The organism is Sphingomonas sp. G-3-2-10, from assembly GCF_012927115.1.
Classification (GTDB): domain Bacteria; phylum Pseudomonadota; class Alphaproteobacteria; order Sphingomonadales; family Sphingomonadaceae; genus Sphingomonas.
The window spans coordinates 1,500,852-1,512,551 of sequence record NZ_JABBFY010000001.1 but is presented as its reverse complement, the minus strand read 5'-3'; the positions used below and the strand labels follow the sequence as shown (position 1 = coordinate 1,512,551).

The 11,700-nt window shown below is 67.2% G+C and carries 12 protein-coding genes; 8 read left to right on the top strand and 4 right to left on the bottom strand.

The window, feature by feature from the left end:
- Nucleotides 1-25 precede the first annotated feature (25 nt).
- From modA to HHL13_RS07575, 3 genes are read left to right on the top strand one after another with little or no spacing between them, the layout of a single operon-like run.
- The gene (gene modA / locus HHL13_RS07585; RefSeq protein ID WP_169555103.1) at nucleotides 26-796 is read left to right on the top strand and encodes a molybdate ABC transporter substrate-binding protein; all 771 of its coding nucleotides are present in this window, start codon (nucleotides 26-28) and stop codon (nucleotides 794-796) included.
- A 1-nt stretch (nucleotide 797) separates the two neighbouring features.
- Nucleotides 798-1,487, top strand: coding sequence for a molybdate ABC transporter permease subunit (gene modB / locus HHL13_RS07580; protein ID WP_169555102.1), 690 nt, complete (start codon nucleotides 798-800; stop codon nucleotides 1,485-1,487).
- A complete protein-coding gene (locus HHL13_RS07575; protein WP_169555101.1) occupies nucleotides 1,477-2,082 on the top strand; it encodes an ATP-binding cassette domain-containing protein in 606 nt (201 codons plus the stop codon). The genes modB and HHL13_RS07575 overlap by 11 nt, the downstream gene beginning before the upstream one ends.
- Here the strand turns inward: HHL13_RS07575 and HHL13_RS07570 are convergent.
- Nucleotides 2,079-2,939, bottom strand: a complete 861-nt coding sequence (locus tag HHL13_RS07570; protein WP_169555100.1) for a 2-dehydropantoate 2-reductase — start codon at nucleotides 2,937-2,939, stop codon at nucleotides 2,079-2,081. The genes HHL13_RS07575 and HHL13_RS07570 overlap by 4 nt on opposite strands.
- A 3-nt stretch (nucleotides 2,940-2,942) precedes the next feature.
- Entirely contained in the window at nucleotides 2,943-3,449 is a 507-nt protein-coding gene (locus HHL13_RS07565; RefSeq protein ID WP_169555099.1) for a DUF1993 domain-containing protein, read from the bottom strand.
- A 104-nt stretch (nucleotides 3,450-3,553) separates the two neighbouring features.
- Between HHL13_RS07565 and HHL13_RS07560 the strand changes: the two genes are divergently transcribed.
- The 5 genes from HHL13_RS07560 (at nucleotide 3,554) to HHL13_RS07540 (ending at nucleotide 8,404) form a co-directional block, all read left to right on the top strand.
- Nucleotides 3,554-3,949 carry a DUF2946 family protein gene (locus tag HHL13_RS07560; protein WP_169555098.1) on the top strand — a complete coding sequence of 132 codons (396 nt, stop codon included), beginning with the start codon at nucleotides 3,554-3,556 and terminating at the stop codon, nucleotides 3,947-3,949.
- A gap of 76 nt (nucleotides 3,950-4,025) precedes the next feature.
- Nucleotides 4,026-5,999: a TonB-dependent receptor gene (locus HHL13_RS07555; protein ID WP_169555097.1), complete on the top strand. Its 1,974-nt coding sequence runs from the start codon at nucleotides 4,026-4,028 to the stop codon at nucleotides 5,997-5,999.
- A complete protein-coding gene (locus tag HHL13_RS07550; protein ID WP_346775500.1) occupies nucleotides 5,986-7,302 on the top strand; it encodes a PepSY domain-containing protein in 1,317 nt (438 codons plus the stop codon). Before HHL13_RS07555 ends, HHL13_RS07550 begins: the two co-directional genes overlap by 14 nt.
- On the top strand, nucleotides 7,299-7,760 hold the full coding sequence (locus HHL13_RS07545; protein WP_169555095.1) for a copper chaperone PCu(A)C: 462 nt from the start codon (nucleotides 7,299-7,301) through the stop codon (nucleotides 7,758-7,760). The genes HHL13_RS07550 and HHL13_RS07545 overlap by 4 nt, the downstream gene beginning before the upstream one ends.
- A complete protein-coding gene (locus HHL13_RS07540) occupies nucleotides 7,757-8,404 on the top strand; it encodes an SCO family protein (RefSeq protein WP_169555094.1) in 648 nt (215 codons plus the stop codon). Before HHL13_RS07545 ends, HHL13_RS07540 begins: the two co-directional genes overlap by 4 nt.
- Nucleotides 8,405-8,407: 3 nt before the next feature.
- On the opposite strand, the gene HHL13_RS07535 is transcribed toward HHL13_RS07540, so the two are convergent.
- Together HHL13_RS07535 and HHL13_RS07530 are read right to left on the bottom strand one after the other, a co-directional pair.
- Complete coding sequence (locus HHL13_RS07535; protein WP_169555093.1) at nucleotides 8,408-9,478, bottom strand: PepSY-associated TM helix domain-containing protein; 1,071 nt, start codon at nucleotides 9,476-9,478, stop codon at nucleotides 8,408-8,410.
- A 4-nt stretch (nucleotides 9,479-9,482) separates the two neighbouring features.
- A complete protein-coding gene (locus tag HHL13_RS07530) occupies nucleotides 9,483-11,654 on the bottom strand; it encodes a TonB-dependent receptor (RefSeq protein ID WP_169555092.1) in 2,172 nt (723 codons plus the stop codon).
- Nucleotides 11,655-11,700 lie beyond the last annotated feature (46 nt).

The window sequence follows — 11,700 nt, the reverse complement described above, 5'->3', positions numbered from 1 at the left end:
GGCCCGGCGGGCCAGAAGGCTGGGCATGAATCGCCGCGATTTCCTGTGGAGCGCGCTTGCGGCCGGAGCCTTTGGCGGCGGCATCGCGCAGGCACAATCGCGCAAGGCGCCGCTGGTGCTGGCCGCCGCGAGCCTCCAGGAATCGATGAACGCGGCTGCCGACGCCTGGGCCCGCAAGGACAATCCGCGTCCGGTGATATCCTTCGCCGCATCTTCCGCGCTGGCCCGGCAGATCGCGGCGGGGGCGCCGGCCGATCTGTTCGCGTCGGCGGACGAGGAATGGATGGACGATATCCAGCGGCGCGGGCTGATCGTGCCCGGCACGCGCGCCGATTTCCTCGGCAACCGGCTGGTGCTGGTGGCGAGCGCGCTCGACATGAAGGGCGTGCCGATCCAGCGCGGATCGCCGATCGCGGCGATGCTGGGTAGCGGAAGGCTGGCGATGGCAGATCCCGATGCCGTGCCCGCCGGGCGTTACGGCAAGGCGGCGTTCGAGCGGCTGGGCCTGTGGCCCGCGCTGGCGCCGAAGGTGGTGCGGGCCGAGAATGTCCGCGCGGCGCTGGCGTTCGTCGAGCGGGGCGCGGCGAAATATGGCGTGGTCTATGCCACCGACGCCCGCGCCTCGCGCAAGGTGCGCGTGGCGGGCATCTTCCCGGCGAACAGCCATCCGCCGATCCGCTACCCGGTCGCCCGGCTCAAGGCCTCGACCAGCCCCGATGCCGAGGGCTTCCGCCAGTTCCTGCTCTCGCGCGACGGCAAGGCCATCTTCGCCCGTTTCGGCTTCACGCCGCTCTGACATGCTGACCAGCGCCGAATGGGGCATTGTCGCCCTGTCGTTGCAAGTGGGCGGCATTGCGGTGCTGGCGACGCTGCCGATCGCGTTCGGACTGGCGTGGCTGCTGGCGCGGGGGCGATTTCCCGGAAAGATATTGCTCGACGGGCTGGTGCATCTACCGCTGGTCGTGCCGCCGGTGGTGACCGGATGGCTGCTGCTGCTGACGTTCGCTCCGGCGGGGCCGATCGGCGGCTGGTTGGAAAGCTGGTTCGGGATCAGCGTGCTGTTTCGCTGGACCGGCGCGGCGATCGCGGCGGGGGTGATGGCGCTGCCGCTGATGGTGCGGGCGATGCGCCTCTCGATCGAAGCAGTCGACCGGCGGCTGGAAGGCGCGGCGCGGACGCTGGGGGCGTCGCCGTGGCGCGTGTTCCGCACGGTGACGCTGCCGCTGAGCCTGCCGGGCATTCTCGCCGGACTGGTGCTCGGCTTCGCTCGCGCGCTGGGCGAGTTCGGCGCGACGATCACCTTCGTGTCGAACGTGCCGGGGGAGACCGAGACGCTGCCGCTGGCCATCTACGCCGCGCTGCAGGTGCCGGGTGGCGAAGCGATGGTGCTGCGGCTGGCGATCATCTCGGTCCTGCTCTCGCTGGCGGCGCTGGTCGCATCGGAACTGATTGCGCGGCGCGCGGGGAGGGGGATGCATGTCCTTTGACCTCGACCTGACCAAGCGGCTCGGCGATACCGAGATCGCCTGCCGGATCGAGGCGGGAGAGGGCCTGACCGTGTTGTTCGGCGCATCCGGCGCGGGCAAGACTACGGTGCTCAACATGGTCGCGGGGCTGGTGACGCCCGATGCGGGGCATGTGCGGGTCGGCGGCGAGACGCTGTTCGACGCGGTGATCGACGTGCCGGTGGAGCAGCGCCGCGCCGGCTATGTGTTTCAGGAAGCGCGGCTGTTCCCGCATCTCCGCGTGCTGGCCAATCTGAACTATGGCCATCGCGACGATGCGGGGTCGCTCGGCGTGGACGAGACGATTGCGTTTCTGGGGATCGCGCACCTGCTCGACCGCTGGCCGCGTACCTTGTCGGGCGGCGAAGCGAAGCGAGTGGCGATCGGCCGCGCACTGCTGTCCGGCCCGCACTTCCTGCTGCTCGACGAACCGCTGTCGTCGCTGGACCGGGCGCGGCGCGAGGAGATCATGATCGTGATCGAGCGGCTGCGCGACGAAGTGAAGCTGCCGATCCTCATGGTCACCCACGACCGCGCCGAAGCCGAGCGGCTGGCGAGCCGGATCGTCGAGATTTAACCGGACGCGAGCAGCAGTGCCGCCATCGCGCGGTTGAGCGGGGCGGGAATGCCGTGCTTCTCGCCCAGCCGGACGATCACCAGATTGCGCGCATCGACCTCGGTCTGGCGTTTCGCGACGAAGTCCGCATGCAGCGAATTGACCGATTGCGGGTGGGCGCGGGTGGTCCATTCGACCACCAGATCCGCCAGCCGGTCGGAGAGAGTCGCGCCTTCCGCGCGGCCTACCGCGATGCACTCGCGCACCAGCCCGCGCATCACTTCGGCGGCATGGGGATCGTTGGCGACTTCGGCAGGGCGGCGGGTCAGTGCGCTGACGATGCCAGAGCAATTGATCGCCAGTTTCTTCCACGCGGCAGTCACAAAATCGGGCGTGGTGGCGGCGGCAACGATCGTCTCGGCGAACAACGCCACGAACGCTTCGCCATTGGCGCCTTCGGGGACGCTGATCGTGCCGTTGCGGCGCTGAACGATGCGCCCGGGCGCGGTGCGTTCGACCGGCAAGTCGATGATGACCGGCACGGTGCGGCCCTGCGGCACTTGCGGAAAGCGGTCGCGCTGTTCGACCCCGTTCTGGATCACCGCTAGGCGCGTCTCAGGCCCCATCAGCCCGTCGAGCCACACCGCGGCGCCCGCGCAATCATAGGTCTTGGTCGTGCACAGTACCCAATCGACAGGCGCCGCTTCGGCGGGATCGGTCAGGATCAGCGGCGCAGCGCGGATCACGCCCTCCGGCGTCTCGACTTCAAGATCGGTCAGCGGCGAGCGCGCACACAAGGTCACGTCATGCGTCTGCGCCAGCCATGCCGCGAGCGTGCCGCCGATCGCGCCGGCGCCGATGACCGCAATCCTGGCCACGGCTCAGATCCCGCCCAGATAGTCCATCTTGCCCAGCGGTACGCCGCGCGAGCGCAGGATCGCGTAGGCCGTGGTCACGTGGAAATAGAAATTGGGCAGCGCGAAATTCAGCGCATAGGCGCGGCCCTTGAACGCGAAGCTCTTGTTCGGCGTCTTGAGTTCGACGTCGGCATCTTCGCGCCCGTTGATCGCGGCCGGATCGACCGATTCGAGGAATGCGACGGTGCGGGCGATGCGATCGAGCAGCGCGTCGAAGCTCGCTTCATTGTCGTCCATCGGGACATTCTCGATCTGGCCGAGCCGGACCGCGGTGAATTTCGCCGCGTCGCTGGCGCGCTGAATCTGCGAGGTGAGCGGCGCCATGTCTTCGCAAAGGCGCGCGCTCAGCAGCTTTTCGTGGGGGATGCGGTTTTCGTCGGCATGTGCCCGTCCTTTTTCTAGGATAACGGACAATGCGTTGAAGCCGCGCAGGAAAACCGGGATCGTGAGATCGTAGAGTTCTGTAGCCATGTGCGGCAGATAATGCTTCCGGCGAGGGGCGGGAAGAGGCTGTGTTCATTTGCCGCGCAGGGAACGCGCTGGACAGCGCGCGTCGACAAGCCTAGCGGGGCCGCGTGACCGGAACCCGGGCCTTTCTACGCGAGCCGATCGCACTGGCGCTGATCGCGCTGGCGCTGCTGATGCGCGTGCTGGTGCCCGGCGGCTGGATGCCTGCGGCTGCAGCAGACGGCTTCGCGATCACCCTGTGTACCGGCACCGGCATGGAAACTGCGTGGATCGACGCCGAGGGCGGGATCCACAAGGATAAGCCTTCAGGCGAGGCCGGCGCCGATCAACATTGCGCCTTTGCGGGCATGGGCATGGCGATGCTGGGAGGCGATGCGTCCGCCGCGCTGGCCGCGCCCGCACCGGCACAAGTCGAACTGCCTGCGCGCCCGCTTCAAGCCGCCATCGGGCAGGGGCTCGCCGCCCCGCCGCCGCCCGCCACCGGACCACCCGCACACATCTGAACCCTCCGTATCCGGCACCTGCCGGACCATGATCCTGCGCGCCCACCCGGGGCCGCGCGACCTGAGGTTTTTTCAGATGAAGTCCTTTCTGTTGCTGGCAGGCGTTTCCGCCTGCGTGTTCCCCGTTGCTGCTTTCGCTCAGGCCGAGCGTGATGACATGCCTATCGTCGTTACCGGCGAACTGCCGATCGTCACGCTGCCCGCAGGGGGCGCCGATGTCGTTCCCGCCACCGAATATGAAGACCGGATCGCAGTCTCGCTGCGCGATGCGCTGGCTATGTCGCCCGGCGTCTATGCCCAGCCGCGCTTCGGGCAGGAAGTGCGCATAGCGATCCGCGGATCGGGGATCAGCCGCGGTTTCCACATGCGCGGGCTGACGCTGCTGCAGGACGGCGTGCCGATCAACATGGCCGACGACAATGGCGACTTTCAGGAGCTCGATCCGCAAGTGTTCGAGCGCATCGAAGTCTATCGCGGCGGCAATGCGATGCGCTTCGGCGGATCGACTCTGGGCGGCGCGATCAATGCCGTGACGCCGACCGGGCGGAGCGCGCCGGGCGTGTCGCTGCGCCTCGATGGCGGCAGCTTCGGCACGGTGCGCGGCAAGGCGGCCTATGGCTACGCCAACGAATCCGGCGACGCCTATGTCACGTTGACCACCGATCGTTCGGATGGCGATCGCGATCATGCCGAACGCTTCTCGTTCCGCTTCAACGGCAATGCCGGGATCCTGCTGGGCGAGGGGGTGGAGACGCGCTTCTACGCATCGGTGAACCATATCCGCCAGGATCTGCCGGGATCGCTGACGCTGGCGCAGGCGCTGACCACGCCGGAGATGTCGCTGCCCAACAACATCACACAGGATCAGGCGCGCGATATCGACTCGATCCGGCTCCAGAACCGCACCAGCGTCGATCTGGGGGATGGCACGCTGCGCTTCGGCGGATACTGGAACGCCAAGCAGCTCTATCACCCGATCTTCCAGGTACTGGATCACAAGTCCGACGATCGCGGCGTCTTCGCCAGCTATGACTGGTCGGGGCGGGTCGCGGGTGTGCCCGTGGAACTGACGATCGGCAGCATGGCGCGGTTCGGCCGGGTCACGGCGAAGCAGTTCGTCAATCTCGGTGGCGAGCGTGGCGCACCCACCGCCGATGTCCGCCAGCGCGCGAGCAGCATCAACAGCTATGGCGAGCTCCGCGTGACGCCGCTGACGGGCTTCACGCTGGTCGCAGGCGCGGTCCATGCCAATGGCCGACGCGAGATCGACAACCGGCTGGTGCCCGCCAACAATGCGAACCGCAGCTTCGATGCGCTGTCGCCCAAATTCGGGGCGGTGTGGACGCCGGTCGTGGGCGTGCAGGTCTATGGCAATGTCTCGCGATCGGTGGAGTTTCCGGGCTTCGGCGAACTGGTTCAGGCCCCGCTCGCCGGGTTCGTCGATCTCGATCCTCAGCGCGCCTGGACGGCGGAGATCGGCACGCGCGGCACCTCCGGCATCGCGAGCTGGGACATCAGCCTCTACCGCGCCGATTTGCGCGGTGAGATGCTGCAGTTCACGGTCAATCCGGCCATTCCCGCTTCGACCTTCAACGCGGGCAAGACCCGGCATCAGGGCGTCGAGGCCAGCCTCGATCTTACGCTCGGCAAGTGGGCGAAGCTGCGTCAGGTCTATCTCTACAGCGACTTCCGCTTCCGCGACGATCCGCAATATGGCGACAATCGCCTGCCGGTGGTGCCGGTCCATCTCTATCGCGCCGAACTGCGACTGGGCGGCGAGCGCCTGTCGCTGACCCCGCGCGTCGAATGGGTGCCGCAGGGTGCGTGGGCTGATTATCGCAACACCGTCCGCGCGCCGGGTTACGCCATGCTGGGGCTCGGCGCCGAAGCCGATGCCGGGCCGGTCACGCTGTTCCTCGATGTACGCAACCTGACGGGCAAGAAGGCGGTCGGCGACATTTCGGCGGTCGTGCTGGCAGCGCCCGGCACGGTGGCCTTCTACCCCGTCGAGCGCCGCGCCATCTATGGAGGCCTGCGTGCAGCCTTCTAGCCCGCTCTACCGCGCGGCGTGGCGCTGGCATCTCTATGCCGGGTTGATCGTGCTGCCAGTGCTGCTGTGGCTGGCCGCGACGGGCGCGCTCTATCTCTACAAGCCCGAGATCGAGCGGTTCGTCTATCGCGACTGGAGCAAGGTCGCGGTCTCGGGCGAGGTGCAGCCCGTGTCCCGGCTGATCACCGCGGTCGAGCGCCAGTCCGGGGCGACGGTGAAGCAGGTCATGCGGCCCGCCGCGCCGGACGAGGGCTGGCGGATGGCGCTGGCCATGCCCGATGGCGGCAGGCGGCTGGCGTTCGTCGATCCCTATCGCGCTATCCTGCTGGGCAGCGCGAGCGGGGGTGGGATCATGGCGACCGTCCGCGATCTGCACAGCCTCGCCATCACAGGCCCGGTCGGCAATGCGCTGGTCGAGATCGTCGCGGGCTGGGCGATCGTGCTGGTCGTCACCGGCCTGATCCTGTGGTGGCCGCGTAGCGGTTCGCCGGTGGTCGGGGTGCGGGGGAAGCCGAAGGGCCGGTTGTTCTGGCGCGACCTCCACGCCTCGACCGGGCTGGTCGCGGCGGCGATCATCCTCTTCCTCGCGGCTACGGGAATGCCGTGGACGGTGTTCGCGGGCGCGAAGCTCAACACATGGGTGGCGGCGAATGGGTTGGGACGTCCCGAACGGCCCGGTCCCAAGGCGGCGTCGGCGCATGATGAGCATGAGGGGCATGGCGCGAAGGAAAGCCTGCCCTGGTCGATGCAATCCGCGTCGCCGCCTGTCGCTCGGGAGAGTGTGCAGCGGATCACGCCCGACCTCGCCATCGCCCGTGCCGAATGGTCGGGATTGAGCGCTCCCTGGACGCTGACCCTCCCGGGCAAGCCGGGCGCGCCGTACCTCGTCTCGCGCGCCATCGTCCGGGCAGACGACGCGCACGCCGTCTATATCGATGCGGGGACCGGGCAGGTGCTGCAGGACGCGCGCTATGCGCAGTTCGGCGGCGGCGCGCGGGCGATCGAATGGGGCATCGCCACGCATCAGGGCCAGCAATATGGCGGGCCCAATCGCCTGTTGATGCTGTTCGGCTGCGTTGCGATCTGGGCGCTGGGCATCACCGGGCCGGTGCTGTGGTGGAAGCGCCGTCGCGCCGGACGCCTCCGCGAACCGCCGCGCACCGATCCCCGCCGCGAGCGCGGGCTGGCCGCCGCCATGCTGCTGCTGGCCGTCGCCCTTCCACTCACCGGATTGACCATGCTCGCCGCACTGATCGGCGAAGCGGGCTCGCGCATTTTCACAGCAAGGGAACGTCACTCATGAAGGCAGGATATCTGGCGGCCGCGACGGCCGCATTGCTGGCCGCAGTTCCGATCGCGGCACAGGATTACAGGCTCGGCACGCTCACCGTCACTCACGCATGGACGCGCCAGACCGCACCCAGCCAGAGTGTGGGCGGCGGCTTCCTGACCGTCGCCAATGGCGGCAAGGCGGCCGACCGGCTGGTCGCCGCCAGCTCGCCCGTATCGGCGCGGGTCGAACTGCACACCATGTCGATGGAAGGCGGGGTGATGCGGATGCGGCAGGTGACCGGCGGGCTCGACGTGCCTGCCGGCGGCAAGCTGGAGCTGAAGCCCGGCGGCTATCACCTGATGCTGATCGGCCTGAAGAAGCCGCTGGTGCGCGGCACGGCCGTGCCGGTCACGCTGCAATTCCAGCGCGCGGGCAAGGTGACGGTGCAGCTCAAGGTCGAATCGATCAGCTATGGAGGCGGCAAATGAGCGACGTCGAAACCGAAACTCCGAACCTCGCGCCACGCTCGGCGCTTGCCCGTTTCCGCCTGTGGCTTTGGATCGGCGTGGCGGTCGCGGCGGTGGCGCTGGCCGCCGCGCTGATGCTTCGCGCGCCCGCGGGCGACGATGCCAGCAAAAGCTACAGCGCGGCATTCGGCGGCAGCTTCACCATGACCGACCAGAATGGCCGCACGGTTACCGAGAAGACGCTGCGCGGGCGGCCCTATGCGATCTTCTTCGGCTTCACCCGCTGCCCGGATGTGTGCCCGACCACGCTTACCCGCATGGCCCAGCTGCGCAAGGCGCTGGGCGCGGACGGGATGAAGTTCGACATCATTTTCGTCTCGGTCGATCCGCAGCACGATACGCGCGAAGGCATCCGCGAATATCTGGGGCTGTTCGACACGCCGATCATCGGCCTGAGCGGCACCGCCGAACAGCTGGCCGGCATCGTGAAGGCGTTCCACGTCTTCTACGAAAAGGTCCCGGTCGAGGGTGGCGACTATACAATCGATCATACCGCCTCGATCTTCCTGATGGATCGCGAGGGCCGGTTCGTGACCACCATCGACCATAAGGAAGGGCAGGAAGTCGCGGTGCAGAAGCTGCGGCGGGTGATCGACGAACGCTGAGGATCAGGCGCGCGCTGGCGGACGCTTCCGGGGCTTCGGCCGCTTGAACCAGAAGCTCCACAGCGCCAGCGTCCCCAGCAGGGTCATGGCGATGCCGACGAGCGTCATCACCAGCCGGTAGACCAGTCCGCCGACCTTGGCGGCGTGGACCGGATAGGCGGTGTTGAACACATGCGCGCCCTGCGGCAGCGTCAGCGCATCGCGCGCGCCCAGCAGGTCGCCCGTGGCCGCATCGAACCACAGGGTCGTGCGGCCATTGGGCAGCCATTCGGGCTGCTGGCGCATCCGCAGCATGATCGGGTCGCCGGCCTTGCGCGGCAGCGAAAGGATGCGGAATTCCGCGCCGGGGAAGCGTTTGTCCGCAGTCGCCAGCAGCTTGCCCCAGTCGAGATCGGGGTTCAGCGGACCGCCCTTGAACTTGGGCGGGGCCATCGCCTTTTCGACTTCGGCGGGCGACGAGAAGGGCGCGATCACGATCGCCTTTACGGGATCGAAGATCATCATCGTGCCGGTCAGCGCCGAGAGGAACAGCAGCGGCGCCATCACCACGCCCATGTCGCGATGGTGCATCACGATCGCCGGGCGGCTCATCCGCGCGGGCCATAGCCGGAACTTGAAGGTCCGCCGCGTCCGCCACCACAGGATCGCGCCGGACACGATGAAGAAGATCGCGGCCAGGCCCGCAATGCCGATGATCGTCTCGCCGAAATCGCCGGTGAACAAATGGTGGTGCAGATCGAAGATCCACAGCTCGGGCCGCTCCCACTGGCTCTGCCAGCTGGTGACGATATTGCCCGCCTGATCGGCATAGGCGCCGCCATCCTTGCCGATACGCACCTGATGCAGCCCGAAATCGGGGTTGGCATAGATGATCCCGCCCGCCTTGCCACCGGCCAGCAGCTTGTCGGTCGTCGCCGCCAGCGTACCCACGTCGCGCACCATCGCATCGTCGCCATGCGGCAGCAGGATCCACGCCGTCTTGTGCAGCAGGATCGTGCCGGTCACGCCCATGATCGCGAGCACGAGACCGATCAGCCCGCCGGTCCAGCGGTGGAGAAGATCCAGCGTCTTCATGGCGTTAGAATCGGTAATCCCAGCCCAAGGTCAGCGTCCGCCCGCGTCCCGCGAAATAGGCGAGCACCGGGTTCTCCGTCGCCAGCCGCGTGTCGCTGCTATAGTCGATATATTGCTTGTCGAGCAGGTTCTGCACGCCAAGGCTGATCCCGCCAAGCGGCGTCTGATAGCGGAGATAGGCGTCGGTCAGGTTATAGCCGCCGAAGTTGTTGCCCTGATTGGGATTGGCCTTCCCGTGGAAGGTCCGCGACAGATAGAATTGCGTCTGCATCCGCGCCGAGAAGGGGCCGGTCGCATAGCTGAGCGCCAGGTTCACGCGATCCGGCGAGATGTTCACGCCATCCAGATCGGTATCGACGATCCCGTCGGGCGCCGCGCTGTCACTGTCGTAACGCCCCTTCAGATGGGCATAGCCGATATTCGCGCGCAGCCCCTCGACCGGCAGGCGGACGCCGAGATTGACCTCGAGCCCTTCGATTTCGACCCGCTGACGTTGCACGTCGAAAATGCCGCCCGGGTTGGAGATCAGCAACTGGCCCTTGTCGCTCGACGACCAGAAATAGGTGACGCTGGCGTCCAGCGGTCCGCGCTTCACTTCCAGCCCGATCTCTCGATTGTTGGAGACCACCGGCGAAATGTCGAGGAAGGTGTCGATATCCCGGCCCGGCGTCGAAACCGCGCGGGTGATGCGGCCGATGTCCGGAACGGTGAACCCTTCGGCATAGCTGCCGTACACGCGGATACCCGGCACCGGCTCGATGATCACGCCGCCGTTGAACAGCACATCGTCGAAGGTCGGCGAGCCGCCCGCAACGAAGGTCCGGCCCGATGTGGCGAGGGTGGTATAATCGTCGATGGTGATCTTGACGTTCTCATAGCGCACGCCTCCCGCGAGGCGCAGCCGCTTGTCGAACAACGCCAGATTGGCCTGTGCGAACGGCGCATAGCTGCGGAAGTCGCTGGGCGGCACCCACACGCGATCGGTTGCGATCAGCCGCTGCTCGGTGCTGTCGAACAGCGCATCGAAGCCGAGGGTGAGGGTCAGGTCCTCGAACCCGGGAAGGCCGCGCTCATAGCTGAACTTGCCGCCGAACTTGCGCGAGCGGTTCTCGGACTGATCGAACAAGGTGCCTACCGGCGCGATCAGCACGTCCTGAAATGTCGGGATCGGCGCGATTTCGCCGCCGAACGTGTCGTGCGTGCGATTGAAAAAGACCTGGCTGATGAAATTGCCGCCGGCCAGATCGGTGTCGGTCAGCGACAGCGCGACGCTTTCGGTGCGGCTGGCGGCCGGCTTGCCCGGCGGCGTCCCGCGCACTGCGCTGGTGGGAATGCCGGTCACGCGATTGCCGGCGAGCGAGACATAATTGCCGTCGCCCTTCAGTTCGAACCGGCTGGCGATCAGATCGAGCCGCATCGTATCGGTCACTTCGAACCCGAAGCGGCCGAAGACCGAGAACGTGTTGCTGTCCTGCGTTTCGCCCTGCGTCAGGTTCAGCCCGACACGGCGTCCATCGGCGTCGTAGAATGCGCCGCGCTTTTCATAGGCCGCGCCGACCGTCGCATCGAACCGGCCCGCGCGATACTGGACGAGGCCCGCGGCCTTGTAGCCGAAGCCATCGCCGGTGAAGTCGTCGGTGCTGGTGCCCTGCAACAGCACGCGGCCCGAAATGCCGTCCTGCTTCGGTGCGCCCACGGTCACCTGATTGACGATGCCGCCGGTGCCACCAATGCCCTGCAGCGCGTTCGAACCGTAGATCAACTCGACCCGGTCGACGAAGAACCCGTCGATGGTGAAGCCGTCGCGGCTGCCGTCGCGCATCGGCGTCGATTGGGGGATGCCGTTGATCGCGTAGAGCGGCGAGCGCCCGCGCAGCGTTTCGCCCGATCCCGACAGCTTCTGGCGGGTAGGGGAGAAGGACGGCGTCAGCGTCGCGACCGCGTCGGTGACCGAACCCGAGATGCTCAACTGCTGGTCGAGCGCGTTCTTGTCGATCACGTCGATCGTCAGCGGCAGCGCCGAGGGCGGCAGGATGGTGCGCGCGGCGGTGACGACGATCTCGTCCTCCTTGGCCTTCGCTTCGTCAGCGGCGGGATCGGCCTGGGCGAATGCGACGCCCGGAGCGAGCAGCACGAGTGCGACGAAAGGCAGCGAGAAACGGGTGCGACGGTTCATTTGATCCTCCTGCTGCGGCTGCTAACAGCAGGATGGGGCTAATGCA

Excerpts from the sequence above, each read along its gene's own strand:
- HHL13_RS07545 (WP_169555095.1), top strand. The coding sequence starts at position 7,299 with ATGAAGGCAGGATATCTGGCGGCCGCGACGGCCGCATTGCTGGCCGCA.
- HHL13_RS07575 (WP_169555101.1), top strand. The coding sequence starts at position 1,477 with ATGTCCTTTGACCTCGACCTGACCAAGCGGCTCGGCGATACCGAGATC.
- modB (WP_169555102.1), top strand. The coding sequence starts at position 798 with ATGCTGACCAGCGCCGAATGGGGCATTGTCGCCCTGTCGTTGCAAGTG.
- HHL13_RS07530 (WP_169555092.1), bottom strand. The coding sequence starts at position 11,654 with ATGAACCGTCGCACCCGTTTCTCGCTGCCTTTCGTCGCACTCGTGCTG.
- HHL13_RS07535 (WP_169555093.1), bottom strand. The coding sequence starts at position 9,478 with ATGAAGACGCTGGATCTTCTCCACCGCTGGACCGGCGGGCTGATCGGT.
- HHL13_RS07565 (WP_169555099.1), bottom strand. The coding sequence starts at position 3,449 with ATGGCTACAGAACTCTACGATCTCACGATCCCGGTTTTCCTGCGCGGC.
- modA (WP_169555103.1), top strand. The coding sequence starts at position 26 with ATGAATCGCCGCGATTTCCTGTGGAGCGCGCTTGCGGCCGGAGCCTTT.
- HHL13_RS07555 (WP_169555097.1), top strand. The coding sequence starts at position 4,026 with ATGAAGTCCTTTCTGTTGCTGGCAGGCGTTTCCGCCTGCGTGTTCCCC.
- HHL13_RS07540 (WP_169555094.1), top strand. The coding sequence starts at position 7,757 with ATGAGCGACGTCGAAACCGAAACTCCGAACCTCGCGCCACGCTCGGCG.